22 protein-coding genes are annotated in these 21,266 nt (G+C 65.1%); 6 read left to right on the plus strand and 16 right to left on the minus strand.

Going from position 1 to position 21,266, the window contains the following annotated elements:
* Positions 1-127: 127 nt before the first annotated feature.
* From ACFPME_RS02990 to htpX, 4 genes are all read right to left on the minus strand, one after another.
* On the minus strand, positions 128-1,336 hold the full coding sequence (locus tag ACFPME_RS02990) for an ABC transporter permease (protein WP_377301867.1): 1,209 nt from the start codon (positions 1,334-1,336) through the stop codon (positions 128-130).
* A 13-nt stretch (positions 1,337-1,349) separates the two neighbouring features.
* Positions 1,350-2,666 carry an ABC transporter permease gene (locus tag ACFPME_RS02995; protein ID WP_377301869.1) on the minus strand — a complete coding sequence of 439 codons (1,317 nt, stop codon included), beginning with the start codon at positions 2,664-2,666 and terminating at the stop codon, positions 1,350-1,352.
* 528 nt (positions 2,667-3,194) lie between these two features.
* Positions 3,195-5,063, minus strand: coding sequence for a molecular chaperone HtpG (htpG, locus tag ACFPME_RS03000; protein WP_377301871.1), 1,869 nt, complete (start codon positions 5,061-5,063; stop codon positions 3,195-3,197).
* 98 nt (positions 5,064-5,161) lie between these two features.
* Entirely contained in the window at positions 5,162-6,055 is an 894-nt protein-coding gene (gene htpX / locus ACFPME_RS03005) for a protease HtpX (protein ID WP_377301873.1), read from the minus strand.
* Between the two features lie 145 nt (positions 6,056-6,200).
* On the opposite strand from htpX, the gene gluQRS reads away from it, so the two are divergent.
* Both gluQRS and phbB read left to right on the plus strand, forming a co-directional pair.
* Positions 6,201-7,067: a tRNA glutamyl-Q(34) synthetase GluQRS gene (gene gluQRS, locus ACFPME_RS03010; RefSeq protein WP_377301875.1), complete on the plus strand. Its 867-nt coding sequence runs from the start codon at positions 6,201-6,203 to the stop codon at positions 7,065-7,067.
* 103 nt (positions 7,068-7,170) lie between these two features.
* Positions 7,171-7,911 carry an acetoacetyl-CoA reductase gene (gene phbB / locus ACFPME_RS03015; protein ID WP_377301877.1) on the plus strand — a complete coding sequence of 247 codons (741 nt, stop codon included), beginning with the start codon at positions 7,171-7,173 and terminating at the stop codon, positions 7,909-7,911.
* Between the two features lie 96 nt (positions 7,912-8,007).
* Here the strand turns inward: phbB and ACFPME_RS03020 are convergent, their stop codons facing one another.
* Positions 8,008-8,796, minus strand: coding sequence for a tRNA threonylcarbamoyladenosine dehydratase (locus tag ACFPME_RS03020; RefSeq protein WP_377301879.1), 789 nt, complete (start codon positions 8,794-8,796; stop codon positions 8,008-8,010).
* A 138-nt stretch (positions 8,797-8,934) separates the two neighbouring features.
* Here ACFPME_RS03020 and ACFPME_RS03025 point away from each other — a divergent pair, with 138 nt between their 5' ends.
* Positions 8,935-9,333: a cytochrome c gene (locus tag ACFPME_RS03025; RefSeq protein WP_377301881.1), complete on the plus strand. Its 399-nt coding sequence runs from the start codon at positions 8,935-8,937 to the stop codon at positions 9,331-9,333.
* Positions 9,334-9,372: 39 nt separating this feature from the next.
* On the opposite strand, the gene ACFPME_RS03030 is transcribed toward ACFPME_RS03025, so the two are convergent.
* The 5 genes from ACFPME_RS03030 to ACFPME_RS03050 all read right to left on the minus strand — a co-directional run bounded on the left by ACFPME_RS03030 (position 9,373) and on the right by ACFPME_RS03050 (position 12,951).
* Complete coding sequence (locus ACFPME_RS03030; protein ID WP_377301883.1) at positions 9,373-9,675, minus strand: Mpo1-like protein; 303 nt, start codon at positions 9,673-9,675, stop codon at positions 9,373-9,375.
* Between the two features lie 27 nt (positions 9,676-9,702).
* Positions 9,703-10,578 (minus strand): pirin family protein, encoded by an 876-nt coding sequence (locus ACFPME_RS03035; RefSeq protein WP_377302833.1) that lies wholly within the window; start codon positions 10,576-10,578, stop codon positions 9,703-9,705.
* A gap of 14 nt (positions 10,579-10,592) precedes the next feature.
* Positions 10,593-11,654 carry an NADH:flavin oxidoreductase/NADH oxidase gene (locus tag ACFPME_RS03040; protein ID WP_377301885.1) on the minus strand — a complete coding sequence of 354 codons (1,062 nt, stop codon included), beginning with the start codon at positions 11,652-11,654 and terminating at the stop codon, positions 10,593-10,595.
* Positions 11,655-11,711: 57 nt separating this feature from the next.
* On the minus strand, positions 11,712-12,647 hold the full coding sequence (locus ACFPME_RS03045; protein WP_377301887.1) for an alpha/beta hydrolase family protein: 936 nt from the start codon (positions 12,645-12,647) through the stop codon (positions 11,712-11,714).
* Positions 12,648-12,741: 94 nt separating this feature from the next.
* On the minus strand, positions 12,742-12,951 hold the full coding sequence (locus ACFPME_RS03050) for a cold-shock protein (protein WP_007507924.1): 210 nt from the start codon (positions 12,949-12,951) through the stop codon (positions 12,742-12,744).
* A gap of 469 nt (positions 12,952-13,420) precedes the next feature.
* Here ACFPME_RS03050 and ACFPME_RS03055 point away from each other — a divergent pair, with 469 nt between their 5' ends.
* Entirely contained in the window at positions 13,421-13,879 is a 459-nt protein-coding gene (locus ACFPME_RS03055; protein WP_377301891.1) for a hypothetical protein, read from the plus strand.
* A gap of 15 nt (positions 13,880-13,894) precedes the next feature.
* Here the strand turns inward: ACFPME_RS03055 and ACFPME_RS03060 are convergent, their stop codons facing one another.
* Positions 13,895-15,151, minus strand: a complete 1,257-nt coding sequence (locus ACFPME_RS03060; protein ID WP_377301893.1) for a winged helix-turn-helix domain-containing protein — start codon at positions 15,149-15,151, stop codon at positions 13,895-13,897.
* Positions 15,152-15,205: 54 nt separating this feature from the next.
* Positions 15,206-15,712 (minus strand): hypothetical protein, encoded by a 507-nt coding sequence (locus tag ACFPME_RS03065; RefSeq protein WP_377301895.1) that lies wholly within the window; start codon positions 15,710-15,712, stop codon positions 15,206-15,208.
* Between the two features lie 28 nt (positions 15,713-15,740).
* Here ACFPME_RS03065 and ACFPME_RS03070 point away from each other — a divergent pair, with 28 nt between their 5' ends.
* A complete protein-coding gene (locus ACFPME_RS03070; RefSeq protein WP_377301897.1) occupies positions 15,741-15,938 on the plus strand; it encodes a hypothetical protein in 198 nt (65 codons plus the stop codon).
* A 137-nt stretch (positions 15,939-16,075) separates the two neighbouring features.
* Positions 16,076-17,167, plus strand: a complete 1,092-nt coding sequence (locus ACFPME_RS03075) for a phospholipase A (protein ID WP_377301899.1) — start codon at positions 16,076-16,078, stop codon at positions 17,165-17,167.
* A 17-nt stretch (positions 17,168-17,184) separates the two neighbouring features.
* Here the strand turns inward: ACFPME_RS03075 and ACFPME_RS03080 are convergent, their stop codons facing one another.
* The 4 genes from ACFPME_RS03080 to pncB all read right to left on the minus strand — a co-directional run bounded on the left by ACFPME_RS03080 (position 17,185) and on the right by pncB (position 21,138).
* Positions 17,185-18,357 (minus strand): FAD-dependent oxidoreductase, encoded by a 1,173-nt coding sequence (locus tag ACFPME_RS03080; protein WP_377301901.1) that lies wholly within the window; start codon positions 18,355-18,357, stop codon positions 17,185-17,187.
* 101 nt (positions 18,358-18,458) lie between these two features.
* A complete protein-coding gene (locus ACFPME_RS03085) occupies positions 18,459-18,941 on the minus strand; it encodes an FKBP-type peptidyl-prolyl cis-trans isomerase (RefSeq protein WP_377301903.1) in 483 nt (160 codons plus the stop codon).
* A 195-nt stretch (positions 18,942-19,136) separates the two neighbouring features.
* Positions 19,137-19,622: a glutathione peroxidase gene (locus ACFPME_RS03090; RefSeq protein WP_377301905.1), complete on the minus strand. Its 486-nt coding sequence runs from the start codon at positions 19,620-19,622 to the stop codon at positions 19,137-19,139.
* Positions 19,623-19,938: 316 nt separating this feature from the next.
* Positions 19,939-21,138, minus strand: a complete 1,200-nt coding sequence (gene pncB / locus ACFPME_RS03095; protein ID WP_377301907.1) for a nicotinate phosphoribosyltransferase — start codon at positions 21,136-21,138, stop codon at positions 19,939-19,941.
* Positions 21,139-21,266: the final 128 nt, after the last annotated feature.

Raw genomic sequence — 21,266 nt, forward strand, 5'->3', positions numbered from 1 at the left:
GCATCAAGTGCACCGAGTGCCGGCCAGGATGGCCCGCCGCTCTACCCGGGCCCTGTGCGGCAGTGAGTTGGAGACGATAGGTCACATAGCGGGAACCGGCAGGAAGCTGATTCCTTTTCGCCAAAGCTCAAACGGATCGTGTCGCAACGATCGGCGGTACTTTGGAGGCGCGGCGCGCTGGCATCAGGACGGCGGCCTGACCAAGCAAAAGCATGACAAGCGCGCCTATGGCTACGTAGAAGAGCGGCAGGTGGGTCATTTCGTAGTGCTTCATCAACCATCCGTTGAGGCCAAAGGCACACAGCACGCCAAGTGTCGATCCGCATCCAACGATCAGCAGGTTCTCAATCTGGAAATAACGCAGTATGTCGATCTTTTTGGCACCAAGTGCTCGCCGTACGCCAATCTGCCGATGCCGCTGACTTACCCAGAAACTGGTCAGGCCGACGATGCCTGCGGCGGTAACACTCAGCAGAATGGCGCAAATCACAGCCATCAGAATCGCGATGCCGCGCTCATCGCGCGTACCCCTGGCCTGTTCCTCGGCAAACGTGTAGATGCCGGCGCCACGAGGCATTTGGCGAATCGGATTCAATGCAAAAAGTGCCGTGTGGATTTCGCGTAGCGCCGATGCTGTGCGACCGGGGCGCGCGCGCGCGTAATACTTCGGCCAGAAGGCATCTACCCGCTTTGGCTCGATTACCGAGTAATAGTCCGGATTGCCGTCCCCAGATGACTGCAGCGGTCCGACAATGCCCACAATCGTGGCAGCGTTGCCGTCCTGGAATATCGTCTGACCGAGTGCGTTGCCATTCGGAAAGAGTTGATCGGCCAGGGGTTTGCTCACGATGACGACCGGTAAATCCGGGAGTGCATGGCCGTGTCGAATCTCGCTCGAAAAAAAGTCCCGACCGGCGATCAGATGCACCCCTAAGGTCGATTGCAAGTGCTCGTCTCCATAAAAGTAGTCTGCATGCAGGAGTTTGCCTTTGCGATCCGCGTCAAGCGAAATGACGCCCACGTTACCGCCTTGCATCGACGCCGCAACCTCCAGCACATCGGGCTGATTCCGTATGGCTTGCAGATCTGCGCGCTCCAGCGCATCTATCTTCTCGATAACGGCGGCATCACTGCCAGAGATACCTGTCAATCCCTGCACAACGCAGATCAAGCCATCTTCTTCCACTCCGGTCGGGCGAATCATGTCCTCGATGGTGTTGCCGATAATGAAAAATGCGTTGGCGACAATCGTCAAAGTCAGCGCGATTTGCAGCACGATGAGCAGTGCCGCGACCTTCTGTCGCCGCAATGCCGCGATGATTGGATGGACGTTCACGGCGCAGTCCTCACTATCCCTTGAGCTGCAACGCAGGCGGCACACGCGACGCCCGATAGGTCGGATACAGGGCGGCAAGCAGGGTGCCTGTCACTGCCACCAGCAGCGTGAGTGCCAGCAAAGATGGATCAACTTGCGCCAACGCCGCGAGATATGGCGGCATCACTACCCCGATGCCGAGCACGCCTATGACTGTCAACAGCAGCCCGAGAAGGCCTCCCGTGGCACCAATCACAGCCGCCTCAATGAGGAATTGGGCATAGATGGATACCAGCGATGCACCGAGTGCGCGCCGCACGGCGATCTCACTGCTACGTCGGAGGAACTTCGCGAATAGCAACCCCATGGCATTCAGCAAGCATACGACCAAGAGACCTTGCGCCACCACGAGCGACACCGGGATATCACTGGGTACAACATGCTCATTAGCAAGAAATGCCGGCAGGTCACGCAGGCGATTGTTCGGCCCCCACTGGAAGCGACCCAGCTGTTGTTGCTGGCTGGCGTACGCATCGAGGTATTGCCGGTACGCCCGCACCGCTGCTTGATCGTCCAGCTCGACCATGTACGAGATCCACACACAGTCCGAACGCAATAGTTCCTTGAATGTCTGGACTGAACCGTCACTGGGCCCGCAGGTCGCGCCCATCTCGCCGCGGCCTTGCGCGCTATTCGAAATCTCGGTTTGGAATGGCAAAAAGAAATCAGGCCCGTCTCTGCGGAACCGGCGGAGAAAGAAAAATTCCGGCTGCGGATTCCAGTGCCTGAGCACACCCACGACACGATAGATGTGGTCGTCGATCGCGATGGTCTTGCCGACACTGTTGCCGCCACCGAACATCACCTGGTTCAAGTGATCGCCGATCACGATGACCGGGTTTTGACGCGCGTCATCGTCCGCGCTCCAGCCGCCGCCGTAGTGGAACGGCACATCCAGCATGGGGAAAAAGTCGCTGAAGACAGCATAGCCGGAGGCGTTGAACAGGCCGTCGTTTTGGTTATCTCGCGGCGGCACTATCAGTCGAGACACCCCAATGATCGCCGATTGGCGGAAGGCCCGATGTTGATGCATGAGCGCCATAGCATCGATATAGGTCAGCTTGCTGAGCGGCTCGCCATTTTCGCGGTGATCCGGTCCCCAGGCATCGATTTGCGGTACGAACAGTTTTGACGACTTCCACGGAATCGGATCGGCGGACACGCCACGGAACACCGCATACATCGTCATGGACGCCGACACACCAAAGCCGATCGCCAGGACCATCAGCACCGTAAGGCCAGGATTGCGCCGCAAGCTGCGCACAGCCAGTTCGAGGTAGTAAGCAAACATTCCGTTTCCCCCTTCTGCCATCGACGCCATGCTGTCTGGGCCTGACTTCGACCAACCGGCCTTGCGCATACTATCGAACACCTGCCGACTATTGAGAGCCGTAAGCCCCCCCGCCAGCTAGGCACCTCTGAAGCGGAACTCCCTGGCATGTGTCGCCCGGCAGGTTCCCATGAAGAAGCCGCGGTTCACAGGCAAAAACGGGGGGAGTGCTGTCGAAAAGCCCGGCCCCAGCTCACGGACTTGCCGGGCATGGATGCCCGGCAAGCGCCAAGCGGGGTGGCCTTTCTCTTTGGTTACTTTCTCTTTGGCCACGCAAAGAGAAAGTGACTCGGGCCGCGCAGCGGACCGAAAGCTCTTGCTTCGCTCTCTCAAGAAGCCGGTTCCGCCGGCAGGTTCGTGGCGAGAGCCGAACCCTCTCCCCAACCCTCTCACCCACAAGGGGACGCTCTTCGGTCGCCGGAGGGAGAGAGAGCCGAGAAAAAGCCCGCCGATGGCGGGCCTCTTCTTGTCAGCAAGGCGCCCCGCGCCTCACCCCAGCAACACCCGATTCAACCGCTGCACGAACGCCGATGGATCCGGCAACTGCGCACCGGCCGCGATCTCCGCCTGCTCCAGCAGCAGCGTGGCTAGGTCCTTCGCCTTCGCTTCGTCGGTCTCCGCCTCGACGCGCTTCAGCAGCGCATGCTGCGGATTGATCTCCAGCGTAGGCTTGTTGTCGGGCATGTCATGGCCGGCTTCGCGCAGCAGGCGGGCGAGGTGCGGGGCCATCTCGTAGTCGGCCAGCGCCAGGCAGGACGGTGAATCGGTGAGGCGGGCGGAGACGCGCACGTCGCCGACGCGGTCGCCGAGCAGGTCCTTGAGTTTCTTGACCAGCGGCTCGGCCTCCTTGGCGGATGCCTCCTGCTTCTTCTTGTCGGCTTCGTCCAGCGGCAGTTCGCCCTTGGCGACGTTCTGCAGTTTCTTGCCGCTGTACTCGCTCAGGGAGCCGAGCATCCATTCGTCGATGCGGTCGGACATCAGCAGCACTTCGGTGCCCTTGGCCTTGAACGCTTCCAGCTGCGGGCTGCCGATGGCGGCCGCGTAGCTGTCGGCGGTGATGAACCAGAGGGTGTCCTGGCCTACCGGCATGCGGCCGATGTAGTCGTCGAACGAGACGGTCTGCGCGCTGCCCTCGCCTTTGGTGGAGGCGAAGCGCAGCAGCTTGGCGATGCGCTCGCGGTTGTTGGCGTCTTCGCTGATGCCTTCCTTGAGCGTGTTGCCGAACGCCTTGTAGAAGGTGGTGAACTTCTCCGGCTCGTCCTTGGCCAGTTTCTCGATCAGGTCGAGCACGCGCTTCACGCAGGCGGACTTGATGCGCTCGAGCTGGCGGTTCTGCTGCAGGATCTCGCGGCTGACGTTGAGCGGCAGGTCATCCGCGTCGACCACGCCGCGCACGAAGCGCAGGTAGTTCGGCAGCAGTTCCTCGGCCGCGTCCATGATGAAGACGCGCTTGATGTACAGCTTCAGGCCCTTGCGCTCGTCGCGGCCGCCCATCATCAGGTCGAATGGCGGCTGCGACGGGATGTACAGCAAGGTGGTGAAGCTCTGGCTGCCCTCGACGCGGTTGTGCGTCCACGCCAGCGCGTCGTTGAAGTCGTGGCCCAGCGACTTGTAGAAGCTCTGGTAGTCGTCGTCGCTGATCTCGGACTTCGGCTTGGTCCATAGCGCCGAGGCCGCGTTGATGGTTTCCCATTCGTCGGTCGGCTTGTCGTCCTTCTCCTTCGGCATGCGGATCGGGAAGGCGACGTGGTCGGAGTATTTGGTGATCAGCGAACGCAGCTGCCAGCGCTTGAGGAACTCGTCCTCGTCGGCCTTCAGGTGCAGGGTGACCGCGGTGCCGCGCTCGGCCTGCTCGACCTGCTCCAGCGAGTACTCGCCCTTGCCGTCGCTCTCCCACTTCACGCCTTCGCCCGCCGGCGCACCGGCACGGCGGCTGAGCACGGTGACCTTGTCGGCCACCACGAAGGCGGAATAGAAGCCCACGCCGAACTGGCCGATCAGCCGCGCGTCCGCCTTCTGCTCGCCCGACATCGCTTCGAGGAAACGCTTGGTGCCGGAGCTGGCGATGGTGCCGATGTTCGCCACCACCTCGTCGCGGTTCATGCCGACGCCGTTGTCGCGGATGGTGACGGTGCGCGCGTCCGGATCCCAGCTCACGTCGATGTGCAGCTCGCTGTCGCCGGCCATCAGCTCGGGCTTGGCGATCGACTCGAAGCGCAGCTTGTCGCAGGCGTCGGAGGCGTTGGAGATCAGCTCGCGCAGGAAGATCTCCTTGTGCGAGTACAGCGAATGGGTGACCAGGTGCAGCACCTGGGCGACTTCGGCTTCGAACTTGCGGGTTTCGGCGGGTGCGTTCATGCGTGGATGTTCCGTTGTTGCGTGGAGGTTGAATGTTGTGGCTCGCCATGCCGGCGCAAGCAGGAATGGCGGATTCGAAAGTTTACGGGTTGTGGTGTCTAGCTGGCGTTCTGCAGCGCCGCGATGCGCTCGTCCAGCGGCGGGTGGCTCATGAACAATCGCTTGAGGCCGTCCGTCAGCGGGCCGGAGATACCGAAGGCGGCGATCGTCTGCGGCAGCGTGCTCTCGCCATGATTGCCTTTCAGCCGTTGCAGCGCGGAGATCATCGCGCCGCGGCCGGCGAACTGCGCACCCGCCGTATCGGCGCGGAACTCGCGCCAGCGCGAGAACGCGGCGACGATGATCGAGGCGAACAGGCCGAACACCACCTGCAGCACCATCACCACCACGAAGTAGCCGATGCCGCCGCCCCCGCGGTTGTCGTTGCGCCCGCCCGACAGCCAGCTGTCGACCAGCTGGCCCACGATGCGGGCGGCCAGGATCACCAGCGTGTTCAATACGCCCTGGATCAGGGTCAGCGTGACCATGTCGCCGTTCGCCACGTGGCCGATCTCGTGACCGAGCACGGCGCCGACCTGCTCGCGATCCATCTGCTGCAGCAGGCCGGAACTGACCGCCACCAGCGCGCTGTTCCTGGTCATGCCGGTGGCGAAGGCGTTCATCTCCGGCGCTTCGTAGATCGCCACCTCGGGCATGCCGATGCCGGCGTTCTGCGCGTGGCGGCGTACGGTGTCGACCAGCCAGCGCTCGGTCTCGTTCTGCGGCTGGGTGATCACCCGCGCGTGGGTGGACCATTTGGCGATCATCTTGGACATCGCCAGCGAAATGAACGCGCCGCCCATGCCGAACACGGCGGCGTAGACCAGCAGGCCGGTCATGCCGCCATAGCCGCGGGCAGCCGCCATCCGGTCGATGCCGAACAGGTGGCAGACGATGCTCAGCAGGAGCAGGACGGCGAGGTTGGTGCCGATGAACAATGCAATGCGACGCATGGCTGTCTCTCTGGGTGTGGCAGTCATGAAGGGGACACGCGCCGATGCCGACCCTGGCGCGTGGATGAAAATTCGGGGCGCGGGTGCACAGTTTCAAGGGCTGGCGGCCCCCACCGGGGGCGGATGCGTGCCTTAAAATGGCCGTATGACCTATCGCGGCCGCTTCGCCCCCTCGCCCACCGGACCACTGCATTTCGGCTCGCTGGTGGCGGCCGTCGGCAGCTGGCTGTGCGCGCGGCATGCTGGCGGGCAATGGCTGCTGCGGATGGAGGACATCGACCCGCCGCGCGAAGTTTCCGGTGCGGCCGCCGGCATCATCGGGACACTGCCGGCGTTCGGACTCGTCGCGGATGCGCCGCCGCTGTTCCAGTCGCAGCGCATTGCGGCGTATGACGTGGCGTTCGAGCAACTGCGCACGGCCGGCCAGTTGTTTCCGTGCTGGTGCAGCCGCAGCGAGCTCGCTGCCGGCGGCGGCCTGCACCGGGATGGGCACTGCGTGGCTGCGGCCGATCCCGATCGGCCACCGGCGTGGCGGCTGCGTGTACCGGATATCGACGTGGCATTCGACGACGCGCTGCATGGCTCGCAGCGCGAAAGCCTGCGCGGGAGCGTCGGCGATTTCGTGATACGCCGCGCCGAGGGCTTTTATTCCTACCAGCTGGCCTGCGTGGTGGACGATGCGTACCAGGGCATCACCGACGTGGTGCGGGGCAGCGACCTGCTCGATTCCACCGCACGGCAGATCTGGCTGCAACGCTGCCTGGATCTGCCTACGCCGACCTATCGGCACCTGCCGCTGGTGATGGGAGCGGATGGCCGCAAGTTGTCCAAGTCCGAGCAGGCGCTCCCGGTCGACCCGGCCGACCCGTTGCCCGCCTTGCGGGAAGCGTTGGCCTTCCTGTCGGTGCCGGCAAGCGCCAGCGCCATGGACGCGGGCGACCTGCTGGCGCGCGCGCTGGCGGATTTCGACCCGGCACTTTTGCCGCATTGCAGCGGTCACTCTGTGAGCTGAAACGCTATAAAGCAGGTTATGTATCGGCGTGTCGCGGGATGGCAGCAAAGCCCCGGCATCCTGCCGATACAGCCTCTGCTTCACCTCACAGGAGATCAAGGATATGACCCAACGTACGGCATTGGTCACCGGGGGCACCGGCGGCATCGGCAGTGCGATCGTTCGTTACCTGGCCAGCCAGGGCCACAAGGTCGCCACCAATTACCGCGACGCGACCAAGGCCGAGGCCTGGCACAAGGCGATGGCCAATGAAGGGATCGAAGTGTGCATGGTCGAGGGCGACGTCTCCGACCCGGTCGCGAGCGAGGCGATGATCCGTGCGATCGAGGCAAAGTGCGGGCCGGTGGAGATCCTGGTCAACAACGCCGGCATCACCCGCGACTCCACCTTCCACAAGATGAGCTACCAGCAGTGGATAGACGTGGTGAACACCAACTTGAACGCCTGCTTCAATGTCACCCGTCCGGTGATCGAGGGCATGCGCGCGCGCAAGTGGGGGCGCATCGTGCAGATCAGCTCGATCAACGGCCAGAAGGGCCAGTACGGCCAGGCCAACTACGCGGCCGCCAAGGCCGGCATGCATGGCTTCACGATCTCGCTGGCGCAGGAAAACGCGAAGTTCGGCATCACCGTCAACACGGTCTCGCCCGGCTACGTCGGCACCGACATGGTGATGGCCGTGCCCGAGGAAGTGCGCGAGAAGATCGTGGCGCAGATCCCGGTCGGGCGGCTGGGACGGCCGGATGAAATCGCGCACGCGGTGGCGTTCTTCACCGGCGAGCAGGCGGCGTGGATCACCGGGGCGAACCTGGCGATCAACGGTGGCCACTACATGGGGTGGTGAGCGCCATCCCCCACCGTGCAGGAGCCCGCTCGCGGGCGAGGCTCTGGCTTTAATGCTTGGAGATTCACAGCAAGAGCATCGCCCGCGAGCGGGCTCCTACGGGGTAGCCAGCAGTTTTTCCAATACCTTGCCCACCGCGGCGAACGCGAACGCGCCGGTGACGTGGGTGGCGGCGCCCAGCCCGCCGCCGCAAGCCAGGTTCAGCGCGTCGCTACCGGGCGGCCGCGTGCCGCACACCGTGCCGTCGGGTTGCGGGTACTGCACGTTCTGCAGCGAATAGACGGCCGACACGCCGAAGTAGCGATCCGGGTTGCGCGGAAAGTTGAAATCCGTGCGGAGCTTCTTGCGGATCAGGCTGAACATCGCATCGTGCTCGGTACGCGACAGGTCGCGTACGCGGATCTGGGTGGCGTCGGTGCGCCCGCCGGCCGAACCGACGCTGACGATCGGCAACTTGCGCCGCCGGCACCAGGCGATCGTCTCCAGCTTCACCCGGAACGCGTCGCAGGCGTCCAGCACCACGTCGTAGCCGCGGTCGAGCAACTCGTCCAGCGTGGATGGGGTAAGAAAGCGTTCGATCGCCTCCAGCCGGATGGTCGGGTTGATCGCGTGCGCGCGCGCCGCGATGACGCCGACCTTGGGCTTGCCGTACTCGCCATCCAGCGCATGCAGCTGGCGATTGGTATTGGACACGCAGACCTCGTCGGCATCGATCAGGGTGAGCCGGCCCACGCCGCTGCGCGCCAGCGCCTCGGCCGCCCATGAACCCACGCCACCGATGCCGATCACGCACACATGGGCGCGCGCCAGCGTGGCGACGCTGCCGGTTCCGTACAGGCGCTCCACGCCGGCGAAGCGTTCGGCCGGGAAATCGATCGTGTTCATGCCGCGACGCCTGCGCTGGTCTTTTCTGCGTATATCACGGTGCGGCCCTGTGGCGATGCAGTGGCCATTTTATCGTGCGCGCATGCCTGCAACCTACCGGTCCGGGTTATTCTTGAGAACTTCTTGCCGACTTGGGACATGAAACCGATGCGCGTAGCCCTGATGATCTTGCTGGGACTGGTGATTGGCGTGCTCGGCACAACCCAGGTCATGAGCGTACTGGCCGCACGCAACCCGATGCCCAAGGCGGTGATGGAAACGATGGGCTATCACATGGGCGCACTGAGCCACGCGCTGAAAGCGAAACAATGCGATCCGGTGAAGAGCCAGCAGCATCTGCAGCGCATGCAATCCACCGCCACCGACATCGTGCCGGTGTTCGGCATCGACGAGAAGGCGTTCACCGACAAGGCCGGCGAACTGCAAGGCCACCTGCAGCAGGCCGTGCAGGCCGCACCCACGGACTGTGCGGCGCTGGCCGCTGCGGTCAAGCCGGTCGGCGACACCTGCAAGAGCTGCCATCAGCAATATCGCTGACATCCGGACGACCCGCGGTCGGGCCAGCAAGGCAGTCAGTCAGAAGCTGACCTTGCCGCGCAACATCTGCCCGTACATCACCCAGTCGCCGAGCAGGCTGTACAGCGGGTGCTTGAATGTGGCCGGGCGGTTCTTTTCGAAAACGTAGTGGCCGACCCAGGCGCAGCCGTAGCCGAACACCGGCGCCAGCCATAGCCAGCGCGGCTGGCCGCTCAGCACCGCCAGCGCGACCACTCCGATCACCAGCGTGCTGCCGATGAAATGCAGTCGTCGGCAGCGGCGATCGCTGTGCTCGCTCAGGTAGAACGGGTAGAACTCGGCGAAGCTGGTGAAGCTGGGCATGGACGGCTACTCCGTTGATCGACACCACTAGTCCGGCAGCGGAATGAACTCGACCTCGTCGCCGGGCACCTTGCCGAAACGCTGCGCCAGCCAGTCAGCCTTGGCCTGCTCGATGCGTTCGCGCGTGCTGGCGACGAAGTTCCACCACAGATGGCGTTCGCCATCCAGCGGCGCGCCACCGAACAGCATCAGCCGGCTCGCCTCATGCGCCCGCAACGTCGGCGCCGACGGGCCTGCCTGCACCGCCATCTGCGTCGCGCCGATGTCCAGGCTGCCCCAGCGGACCGCGCCCTCGACCACGTGCACGCCACGCTCGGCATGCTCCGGCGGCAACGCCAGTTCGGCCCCGGCGGCCAGCGACACCTCCAGGAAAAACATCGGTGCAAACACCTTCACCGGCGAGCGCTCGCCATAGGCGCTGCCGGCGATCAGCACGGCTGCCACGCCGGGCTGCCGGATCTGCGGCAGCGCATCGCGATCATGGTGATGGAATTCCGGCGCTGCCTCGGCATCGGCCTGCGGCAGTGCCACCCAGACCTGGATGCCGTGCAGCTTGTGGCCATCCTGGCGCTCCTGCGGCGGCGTGCGTTCGGAGTGCACGATGCCCCGACCGGAAGTCATCCAGTTCACCTCGCCGGGGCGGATGTCGGCCAGGCTGCCCAGGCTGTCGCGATGACGGATCGAGCCATCGAACAGCCAGGTCACCGTGGCCAGGCCGATATGCGGGTGCGGGCGCACGTCCATGCCCTTGCCGGCGGAAAAAGTCGCGGGCCCGATGTGATCGAAGAACACAAACGGACCGACATGGCGAGCCTGCAACACCGGCAACATGCGCCGCACCATGAAACCCTCGCCCAGGTCGTGCACGCGGGCGTCGGCAATAAGCGTCGGAGTGGCTTCCATCATGGGCTCCATCATCACCATGCCCGCTGATATTGCACCGGCGCCTTGATCTGCGCACCCAGCAGCTGCGCCGCCCGGCGCGGAAAATAGGGATCGCGCAGGCTTTCGCGGGCCAAAAGCACGACATCGGCCTGGCCGTTGGCGATGATGGCGGCGGCCTGTTCGGCTTCGGTGATCAGCCCCACCGCGCCCGTGGCGATGCCGGCCTCGTGCCGGATGCGCGCCGCGAACGGCACCTGGTAGCCCGGCGCCAGTGGAATCGTCACATGCGGCAACAGGCCACCGCTGGAGACGTCGATCAGATCCACGCCGAGCGGCCCGACCTGCCGCGCCAGCTGCACGCTCTGTTCGATATCCCAGCCACCCTCGTCGGCCCAGTCGGTGGCAGAGATACGCAGCCACAGCGGAAGCTCCTGCGGCCATACCTCGCGCACCGCGCAGACGATGTCGCGCACGAGGCGGCTGCGATTCTCGAAGCTGCCGCCGTAGTTGTCGCTGCGCCGGTTGCTCAGTGGCGACAGGAACTGATGCAGCAGGTAGCCGTGGGCAGCGTGCAGTTCGATCAACTGGAAGCCGGCCGCCAACGCACGTTGCGCGGTAGCCCGGAAATCCGCGATCACGGCCGCGATGCCGGCTTCGTCCAGCGCCAGCGGCACGTTCCAGCCCGCATCGAACGGCAGCGCGGATGGCGCCACGGTCTGCCAGTCGCCCTGACCGGCAGGCACCGGGCCGTGTCCGTCCCACGGCCGCAACGTGCTGGCCTTGCGCCCGGCATGCGCCAGTTGCACGCCAGCCACCGCGCCCTGCGACCGGATGAATCGGGTGATCGGTTGCCAGGCTTCGACTTGGGCCTGATTCCACAAGCCGGCGTCCTGCGGCGAGATGCGGCCCTGCGCGGATACCGCGGTCGCCTCGGCGATCACCGCGCCCGCGCCACCCACGGCGCGGCTGCCCAGATGCACCATGTGCCAGTCGTTGGGAACACCATCGATGGCCGAGTACTCGCACATCGGCGACACGACCAGGCGATTGCGCAGGCTGAGGCTGCGCTGGGGAAACGGGTCGAACAGGTTCATCGGTGCGTCCGGTGCGGTGGGGTTGGCCCCCCGAGATGCAGGCTGGGACCGATCGAATCAAGCATCGGTTTCGCTGCGCGTGGCGAACGCTGTGTCGTGCGCGGCGATCCAGGCGGCGATGCGCGCGGCGATCGGCGACGGCATTTTCATCCAGCCGAAATGATCGGCCGGGACGCCAAGGTCCTGCGGCGTGATGACATCCACGCTGCGCTCGCCGGATCCCAGCTTGCCCAGCAACCACTCCAGCGATGCTTGCGGCCCGAGCCAGTCATCGCGCAGACGCAGGGCCAGCAAAGGAAGATGCAGCGACGCCATTTGCTGCTCGAAATCCCGCGCCATGCCGGCCGCTGCATAGCGTCCGCTGCGGCCGCTGCGCGCCCAGTCGTCGATCACCCCGCGCGCCTCGTTGCCACCGAAGCCGATCCGGCGCCCCGGCAGATAACCCTGCAGCGCTGCCAACCACGGCGCCAGCGCGTAGGCTGCACCAACCAACCAGCCGTGCCGGAAGCGGCGCCAGTACGGCGCGCCACTGGCGACCAGCACCAGGCCGGCGAACTCGGCTGGATGCAGGCTGGCATGGAGCGCGGCCAACTGGCCGCCCAGGCTGTGCCCGCCCAGCCAGCACGTGGCGTGCGGCCAGCGCTCTCGCACTGCGGCCATGCCCGCGGCGAGGTCCCATTCCAGCAGTTCGCGATAGCCCCAATCGCAGCGGCGGCTCGCCCGCCGATCGCTGGACCCTATGCCGCGCCATTCGTGCACGATCACCGCCACGCCGCGCGCCGCCAGCGCCTCGGCCAATGGCAGGTACTGCCGGGCGGATATGCCCATCGCCGGCAGCCAGTACAGCAGCCGATGGCAGGTACTACCTGGCTGGATGCACAGCAGTTCGAAACGCGAGCCGTCGGCGACAGTCACCGGAATGACCGTCGTCTCGATCGCGGCCACGGCCGGCGACACGGAAAAGGCTGAGCTACCCACGGACTGATCGGACATCCGGACAGGCTAGCGAATTGCCGCGATCACTACAAAAGCGGCCACAAAAAAGAGGCCGGCATGCGCCGGCCTCTTCAAGGGATTTCCCACCGCATCAAACGGGAGTGACGTCCTCGGCTTGCAGGCCCTTCTGGCCATCAACGACCTTGAAGCTCACCTTCTGCCCTTCCTGCAGGCTCTTGAAACCCGAGCCGGTAATGGCGCGGAAATGCACAAACACGTCAGGGCCATTCTCGCGGCTGATAAAGCCGAAGCCCTTGGCGTCATTGAACCACTTGACGGTACCCACTTCACGATCCGACATGACTCACTCCGATCCTATCCATTCGCTTAGACAAACCGGCCCCAACGGGCCGACGGTTTACTGAGCATGCGAAGGGTTGGGTGCAACGGGCATATTCAGGATTTTCCCCGGGCACCACACGCGGCCAAGCAGCGCAGTGGGGCCAGCATAACGGATTTCTTGCATGCGAGTGATTTGTCAAGCCCTGATCACTGTCCGGGCGCGGCCCCGAAAAAACCCGCCATCAAGGCCGCCCTGCAGCCGCCCAGACCGGCCAACCTTCCGGGAAAGCCGCGCCATCGCTCTGCAAACGCCTGAACTGCTCCCGTCATGCGCGAATAGTCGAAACGAGTAGATCGGTTTTCGACGGCCCGGCGACACGTTCAGGTTTTCTTGACCTCGAACCCTGTCTAGTACGACAACTATCCGACCCGCCCCCGCCAGGCCATCCGGCCCGGCGGTACGGTCGCCATGTCAAGGAGCGCTGATCATGCCCATTCTGTCCCGTCTGACTCCGGCCCTGATGATCACCGGCCTGTTGCTGGCCGGTTGCGCCCATCAGCAGCCCGCGCCGCGCACGACGAGCAGCTCGACCACGGCGGCCCCGTCCACTACCACGACCCGCAGCGCGAACCATGCCGAGCATGCCGCGAGCGCCCGCAACCCGCCCAGCGAGGACGCCGGCCTGCCCGACAGCACCGGCATCGCCGCCTGCGACGATTATCTGTCCAGCTATATCGCCTGCCATCGCGCGGCGGCCATCTATGCACCCGACCAGGTGGAATCCCGCTATCAGGCGATGCGCACCAGCCTGCTGCGCGATTCCCAGAAGCCGGACGTTCGCCCGCAGCTCGCGGCCCGCTGCAATTCGCTGGCAACGCAACTGCGCCAGGCCCTGCATGGCAAGTCGTGCACGGAAAACCCGGCACCGGCCAGCAGCACGCCGTGATCCGTCCGGATGGCGTCAGTCGGATGCAACTTGCCGGCTGGTGTTCAAAGCCTGCCGCAGGGGTTTCATCAGGGTCGCCGGCCGGGTTCGTCCCAGCCGGACGACCGGTGTGCCGTGCCAGCGCGCCGTGTCGGCGATCACTTTGGCCAGCGCCTGCAGCAGGGTCGGGTTCGGCGTCACGCCGGGTTCCAGGAACAGTGCCTTGATTTCGAAGACGCCCTCCCCGCGATGCGCCTTGGCATCGAGCCGGCCCACCATGTGGCCTCGATGCAGGATCGGCAACACGAAATAGCCGTAGCGCCGCTTCGCGGCCGGGGTGTAGCACTCGATGCTGTATTCGAAATCGAACATCGCCAATGCCCGCGCCCTGTCCCACACCAGCGGATCGAACGGTGACAGCAGCGCGGTATGCGTGGCGCGCAGGCGGCCACGCCGGGCTTTGGCAAGCGCGTCGGCGTGATCGCGGTGCACGTATCCGGGCGCGACCCAGCCCCGCACCGGCACCGCCAGCAATTCGCCGGTGGCCAGCAAAGGAGCCAGTTCGCGGTCGGTGACCCTGGGCCTGAGCCGGAAGTAGTCCGCGATCCAGGCCGCCTGCGTCACTCCGAGCGCTCGCACGCTGTCGATGATGGCGCGCCGGCGCAGAGCCGCTGCGTCCAGCATGTCGGCCGCGGCGGCATCGAACGGCGGATCGAGCCGGGCCAGCACGTTCTCGGCCAGGTCGTATACCCGCTGGAAGTTGTCGCGCCGGGCCACCATCAGCTCGCCCAGGGCGAACCATGCTTCCAGCCAGCGTTTTTCGGGCTTCCACTCCCACCAGCCCGGCTTGGCCATGGCTTCGCTGCGCGCAAAGTCGGCCGCCCGCACCGGGCCGGAAACGCGGATGCCGGCCAGCATCGCATCCATGTCCGCGCGCTGCTCGCGATGCATGCGTGCCGCGCTCCGGTGCGCCCAGTGATGCATGCGCTGATCGGGGCCGCCGCGATGCCATGCGATGTCGGCAGCGCTGACGAAACACGCCTCGTGGGCCCAGCACTCCGCCAGCCGGCCTTGTGCAAGTGCCTCGTCCAGCCACGTCGTCGGGTAGGCGCCGAGCCGCGCGTGCAGCACCAGATAGGGGCTGCGCGCCACCACGTGGATGGTGTCGATCTGCAGCAGCCGCATGCGCTCGACCATCGCCACCACGTCGTCGCGATGCGGACGGCGCCTTGGCGGCTGCAGCAGCCCCTGCGCATGCAATTGCAGCAAACGCGCCTGCGCGGGGCTCAGCATGGCGCCCCTGCCTGAAGCCCGGTCGAACGACACGGCAGCTTCACGGGCTGATGATCAGGATAGGGAGCCGGCATTGACAAAACCCTTGGTAGCGTAATCGCGAGTGGGGCCACCGGCAACGAAGGCCGCACCCGAATCAATCCATCCGCATGAACTCACCGAAGTATTCTGGCATGGAGAATTGATGATGAAATCCCGCAAGCCGTTATTGACCGCACTTGCCACGGGTGCGCTGATATTCACCGGGGCACTGATCGCACAGGACATGCCGCCCGCGCCCGCCACATCGACGCCGATGCCGCCGGCAACGCCGACACCCACGGCGCCCGCCGAACCGGCCTCGTCAGCCGAACCGATGCCAGCACCCACCCCGGCCGAGTCCGGGCAGTCAACACCTCCACCGATGCCTGCCGCCCCGGCGGAATCTAGTTCCTCCGCCGCGCCGATGCCGGCTCCCGCACCTGCACCGGGCGAGCCCATGCCGTCCAGCACGCCGACGACGGCGGGCGCACCGGCCGCCTCGGGCATGTCCGACGCAGCGCCGGGCGCGAGCCAGAACACCTATCACACTCCGCAAGGCGATGTCGTCGTGCGCAGCGTTCCCCCGCCCGCCCCCACCGCGGGCCCGGCACCGGACTTCGAGCAATTGTCCGGTGGCGGCAAATCGATCACGGAGGAACAGGCCGTCGCCTACCCGCCGCTGGCCAACGATTTCATCAACGCCGATCGCAACCGCAACGGCAAGGTCAGCAAGACCGAATACAACAACTGGACCAAACAGCTCTAAAACGTGTCATGCCGCCGATCCGGCCATGAGTTCGCTCATGGCCGGCTTCCGTTTTGTCGGGTTCGACGACCTGGCCTCACGCGATCCCGGGTGCATGGCCTAGACTTCGATCGTCCATCCCTGGAAATACGCTGCTGATGAAACCTCGCACCATTGCCTTGCCGCTGGCGCTCACTGCCGGCCTGTTTGCTGCTGCCACCCACGCGCAAAATCCCGACCCTACCGACATCCGTGCCTGCACTGCCATCGAAAGCGACGCGCAGCGGCTGGCCTGCTACGACCATGCGACCGGCCGCGTCAACCTGCCGATAGCGCAAAAACGCACGGACGCGGACACGTCCACGCCGAGCATTTTCAACCGCGACCGCAAGGAATCCACTGCCGCCGTGGAAACCAACACCGAAGTGGCCCGGCCGCTGTCGCTCCTCGACAGCCGCTGGGAACTGACGTCGGAAAGCAAGCTGGGCACCTTCAACGTACGCGGCTACAAGCCGGTGTACGTGTTGCCGGTGTTCGCCACCAGCAACCAGAACAGGCTGCCTTCCAGCCCCAACCCGGACAACGTCGTGCCACAGGGTGAGCAACTGGACAACGTGGAAGCGAAGTTCCAGCTGAGCCTGAAGACCAAGGTCTGGCAGGGCATGTTCGGCGACAGCGGCGACCTGTGGGTGGGCTACACCCAATCGTCGCGGTGGCAGGTCTACAACTCGGAACAGTCGCGCCCGTTTCGCGAGACCGATTACGAACCCGAGGCCATGCTGGTGTTCGATACCAGTTATCACGTGTTCGGCTGGACCGGTCGGATGCTGGGCATCGGCATCGACCACCAATCCAACGGACGCGACAACCCGCAATCGCGCAGCTGGAACCGGGTAATGGCGAAGGTCGGCTTCGAACGCAACGGCTGGACGGTGATGCTCACGCCGTGGTGGCGCATTCCGGAGTCGCGCAGCACCGACGACAACCCGGACATCAGCAACTACATGGGGCGCGGCGAAGTGCAGATCGTGCACGAATGGCGGGGCCAGGAGTTCGGATTGATGCTGCGCGACTCGTTCCGGGGCGGCAGCCGTCAGCACGGCGCGGCCAAGTTCAGCTGGAGTTTCCCGGTCGCGGGCAACCTGCGCGGTTACGCCGAGGTCTTCAAGGGCTACGGCGAAAGCCTGATCGACTACAACCACAACGCCACCTATGCCGGCGTGGGCATTTCGCTGCTCGAGTGGTACTGATCCGGCCGAAAGCCGGTTCAGCGCCACCAGCCCATCTTGCTGCCGGTGAGGATCTTCAGCATCTGGCCCCTGGCCAGCGGCATACGCCCCAGCGGCCCGAAGCCGACATCGCGCAACCACGCCAGCACATCGCGTTCGGACTGGAACAGCGGGGTCAGCCAGCGGCTCAGGCACTGGTACACCGCCAGATGCGAACGTCGTCGGCGGCTGTAGCCGTGCAGCGCCGCGTCCATCGTGGGCGCTTCGTGCAAGGCATCCGCGAGCGCGGCCGCATCCAGCAAGGCCATGTTTACGCCCTGGCCCAGTTGCGGGCTCATCGCGTGCGCGGCATCGCCGATGAACACCAGCCGGCCCAGCGCTGGCCGGTGCAGCAGCACATCGCGGTAGCGTGCGCGATGGAGTTGTCCGGGTGAGTCGATGTTCGCCAGCAGCGGCAGCATCTCGGGCCACAACGCACCGACGCGCTCGTGAAGCCTGGTCAACGCCATCGCGTCAAACGCATCCACCTGGGCGCCCGGCAAGCTGAAAAAGAAGGTCAGCCAGCGCCCTTCCCGATCGGCGCGCCGGCCCACCGGCAGCACCCCGATCATCTCGCGAACGCCGCCGTAGCGCTGTTGCAGCACGTCGCCAAGCGGCCAGCCTTCGGCCGGCAACAGGCACCACACGGCGCCCCACGGATAAACCGGGTGCCGCCGCACCAGCGAGGGCGCCGCGTCGCGCAACACCGAATGCGCGCCGTCGGCGGCGATGACCAGATCGAACGGGCCGTGGCTGCGGCCGGCGCTGTCGTACAGGCGGCCGCCTGCGGCATCGACCGACACGATGCGCACGCCGGTGTGGATGTCCGGCGCATCGGCATAGGCATCGCGCAACAACGTGAACAGGCTGCCGCGGGTCAGGCCCAGGCCAAAACAATCGGGCGCGTGATCGGCATAACGCATGTCCATCACGCAGCGGCCCCGATCGTTGCAGCCGTGCAACCGCTCGATCCGCTGGCCCGACGCCAGCGCCGGCGTGAGCAGGCCGAGCCGGGCCAGCACGGACAAGCCGGTCGGCTGCAACAGAAAACCGGCGCCGACCGGCCCCGGCGAAGCCGCCTGCTCGAACACGCTCAGCGCATGTCCCTGGGCGGCAAGGAACAGCGCCGCGGCCTGGCCGGCGGTGCCGTACCCCACAATGGCAATGCGCAAGCGTCCGTGCATTCGCGCCCCTGCCGTGACGGCTGCGGCGTCAACAAGACGCCGCGGCGAAGCTCCTCCTGCAGCCGTGAAGACACGGCATCAGGCAAAGCTCAATGGTGATGGCCACCGGCGCCGTGCACATGCCCGTGCGACAGCTCCTCTTCGCTGGCAGCGCGCACTTCGGTCACCTCGATCGCGAAATGCAAGGTCTTGCCGGCGAGCGGATGGTTGCCGTCGATGAACACTTTGTCGGCTTCGACCCGGGTCACAGTGACGTTGATCTCGCCCTGCGGACCGCGGCCCTGGAACTGCATGCCCGGCTGGATGTCCTCCACGCCCTGGAAAGCTTCGCGGGGCACTTCCTGCATCAGTTCCGCGTGCCGAACGCCGTAGCCCTCTTCGGGCGTCACCTCGGCGTTGAACTTGTCACCGACCGTACGGCCTTCCATCTGCTTTTCCAGCCCCGCCACGATCTGGCCACTGCCGTGCAGATAGGTCAGCGGCTCGCGCCCTTCGGAGCTGTCGATGACCATGCCCTGGTCGTCGGTGAGCGTGTAATGGAAAGCCGCAACGGAATTCTGGGCGATCTGCATGGAGGTCTCGCGTATGGGTTCAAGTCCGCCGGCCAGGCGCCGACACGAAGGCGCAAGTTTACCAGAACGCTGCAGGAAGACCCCTTCAGGCGCGCGTAATGCGACCGTGCGACGGGACTCCGTGTCGCATCGGCGCCGTGGCCATGCGTGTCTGCGAATCAGGCGGACGCGAACTAACGCGCCCACGCCGGACTGTCAGCTGGCCCGCCTGACCAGGATGTCCTTGCCGATCTTCTCCGGCGTGTCGGTGGACGCATAGCGCTTCACCACCTGGCCATCCGCGCCGACCAGGAACTTCGTGAAATTCCACTTGATCGACTCGCTGCCCAGAATGCCCTTGCCCTCGCTTTTCAGCCACTTGTAGAGCGGATCGGCCTGCTCGCCGTTCACCTCGATCTTGGCGAACATCGGAAAGGTCACGTCGTATTGCGTGCTGCAGAAGGCCTTGATCTCGGCCTCGTCGCCGGGCTCCTGGTGGCCGAACTGGTCGCATGGAAAACCCAGCACGACCAGGCCCCGGTCACGTTGGTCCTGCCACAGATTTTCCAGCCCCTGGTACTGCGGCGTGAAACCGCATTTGGAAGCGACGTTGACGATCAACAGGGTCTTGCCGCGCCATTCGGCAAGCGAGCGCGGATTGCCATCGATATCGCGAACAGTGAAATCGTAAACGCTGGACATGATGGGCTCCGTCTTGATCGTTCAATCCAGCAGCATACGCCATCGCCGCACCAGTGGCGTCCCGGTGGCCTGATCAGCCGTCGCACGGCCGAGGCGTCCGCCATCGGCGCGTTATAAGCAACGCCGATCCGGCTATTTGCGTTTGGCGGTATAGACGGCCTATCTTCGTTGAGAACGAACGAGAACCGCCGTCATGAGTTTGCTGCTCGCCGCCACCGCCGCCATCCTGGCCCTGCTCCTGCTGAGCGGCTGCTTCGCCCGCAAGGCGTAACCGTGGCAAGCAACGGTCATCCGGGTTCGGCGGCGCAGTTCTCGCTCAGCCCTGGGACAGTGGAATGTCGAATACCTGGCGGAGATAGGCCACGTACGCAGGGTCCTCGCACATGTTCTTGCCGGGTGAATCGCTGAGCTTGGCCACCGGCTGGCCGTTGCAGCGGATCATCTTGATCACGATATTCAGCGGCTGCGGACCCACGTCGTTGGTCAGGTTGGTGCCTACCCCGAAAGCCAGCACGCAGCGGTCGCGGAAATGCGCGTACAGCTGCATCACCCGGGGAATGTCGAGGCCGTCGCTGAACACCAGCACTTTGCTGCGCGGGTCGACCCGGTTGGCGGCGTAGTGTGCCAGTACCTTCTCGCCCCACTCGAACGGATCGCCGGAGTCGTGCCGGGTGCCATCAAAGAGCTTGCAGAAGTACATGTCGAAATCGCGCAGGAAGGCGTCGAGCCCGTAGACATCCGACAGCGCAATGCCGAGATCGCCGCGATACTCCTTCGCCCACGCCTCCAGCGCCGCCACCTGTGAATCGCGCAGGCGCGGACCCAGCGCCTGGTGCGCCTGCAGGTATTCGTGCGCCAGCGTGCCCAGCGGAGTGAGGTGGAGCTTGCGCGCCAGCCATACGTTGCTGGTGCCGGCCAGCTGTCCGCCCAGCTCGTTGCGCAGCGTGGTCACCACCTCTTCGTGCCATACCCGCGAGTAGCGCCGCCGCGTGCCGTAGTCGGCGATCCGGCAGCCGGCGTAGCCGGGGGTGTCGCGCAGCCAGGCGATCTTCTCGTGCAGCCGCCTGCGCCCCTCTACCTTATCGATACCGCCACTGGTGTTGCGGAAGTACACCTCGTTGATGATCGCCAGCAACGGCACTTCGAACAGGATCGTGTGCAGCCAGGGTCCGCAGATGCGTATCTCGATCTCGCCGTGGCCTGCCGCATCCGGCCCGCTGCCGGCAGGCTGGATCTCCACATATTTTTCATTGAGCTGGAACAGGCCCAGGAAATCGACGAAATCGCTCTTGATGAAGCGCCACGTGCGCAGGTAATCCAGTTCGTCCGGTGCAAAGCGCAACTGGCACAGCGCCGACAGCTCCGCGCGAATCTCGCCGATGTACGGCACCAGATCGACGCCCGGATTGCGGCACTTGAAGCGGTACTCGACCTGCGCTGCGGGGTACTGATGCAGCACCACCTGCATCATCGAGAACTTGTACAAATCGGTATCGAGCAGCGAGTCGATGATCATCAATGGCTTCAGGCGAACGTGCGGTTGCACCCGGCCATTATCCATGGCGCCGCCATCGCATATGCGATGACGGCGCGCAAAAAAAAAAACCCCATCCGCCAGGGGAGGACGGATGGGGTTTGTCAGGT

This window comes from Rhodanobacter umsongensis (assembly GCF_042654965.1).
GTDB lineage: Bacteria > Pseudomonadota > Gammaproteobacteria > Xanthomonadales > Rhodanobacteraceae > Rhodanobacter > Rhodanobacter umsongensis.

Coding starts and splice junctions, on each gene's coding strand:
- ACFPME_RS03020 (WP_377301879.1), bottom strand. CDS start 8,796: ATGAACACGATCGATTTCCCGGCCGAACGCTTCGCCGGCGTGGAGCGC.
- ACFPME_RS03075 (WP_377301899.1), top strand. CDS start 16,076: ATGAAACCTCGCACCATTGCCTTGCCGCTGGCGCTCACTGCCGGCCTG.
- htpX (WP_377301873.1), bottom strand. CDS start 6,055: ATGCGTCGCATTGCATTGTTCATCGGCACCAACCTCGCCGTCCTGCTC.
- gluQRS (WP_377301875.1), top strand. CDS start 6,201: ATGACCTATCGCGGCCGCTTCGCCCCCTCGCCCACCGGACCACTGCAT.
- ACFPME_RS03090 (WP_377301905.1), bottom strand. CDS start 19,622: ATGTCCAGCGTTTACGATTTCACTGTTCGCGATATCGATGGCAATCCG.
- ACFPME_RS03025 (WP_377301881.1), top strand. CDS start 8,935: ATGAAACCGATGCGCGTAGCCCTGATGATCTTGCTGGGACTGGTGATT.
- ACFPME_RS03045 (WP_377301887.1), bottom strand. CDS start 12,647: ATGTCCGATCAGTCCGTGGGTAGCTCAGCCTTTTCCGTGTCGCCGGCC.
- ACFPME_RS03030 (WP_377301883.1), bottom strand. CDS start 9,675: ATGCCCAGCTTCACCAGCTTCGCCGAGTTCTACCCGTTCTACCTGAGC.
- pncB (WP_377301907.1), bottom strand. CDS start 21,138: ATGATCATCGACTCGCTGCTCGATACCGATTTGTACAAGTTCTCGATG.
- ACFPME_RS03085 (WP_377301903.1), bottom strand. CDS start 18,941: ATGCAGATCGCCCAGAATTCCGTTGCGGCTTTCCATTACACGCTCACC.
- ACFPME_RS02995 (WP_377301869.1), bottom strand. CDS start 2,666: ATGTTTGCTTACTACCTCGAACTGGCTGTGCGCAGCTTGCGGCGCAAT.
- ACFPME_RS03060 (WP_377301893.1), bottom strand. CDS start 15,151: ATGCTGAGCCCCGCGCAGGCGCGTTTGCTGCAATTGCATGCGCAGGGG.
- ACFPME_RS03055 (WP_377301891.1), top strand. CDS start 13,421: ATGCCCATTCTGTCCCGTCTGACTCCGGCCCTGATGATCACCGGCCTG.
- htpG (WP_377301871.1), bottom strand. CDS start 5,063: ATGAACGCACCCGCCGAAACCCGCAAGTTCGAAGCCGAAGTCGCCCAG.
- phbB (WP_377301877.1), top strand. CDS start 7,171: ATGACCCAACGTACGGCATTGGTCACCGGGGGCACCGGCGGCATCGGC.
- ACFPME_RS03040 (WP_377301885.1), bottom strand. CDS start 11,654: ATGAACCTGTTCGACCCGTTTCCCCAGCGCAGCCTCAGCCTGCGCAAT.
- ACFPME_RS03050 (WP_007507924.1), bottom strand. CDS start 12,951: ATGTCGGATCGTGAAGTGGGTACCGTCAAGTGGTTCAATGACGCCAAG.
- ACFPME_RS03035 (WP_377302833.1), bottom strand. CDS start 10,578: ATGGAAGCCACTCCGACGCTTATTGCCGACGCCCGCGTGCACGACCTG.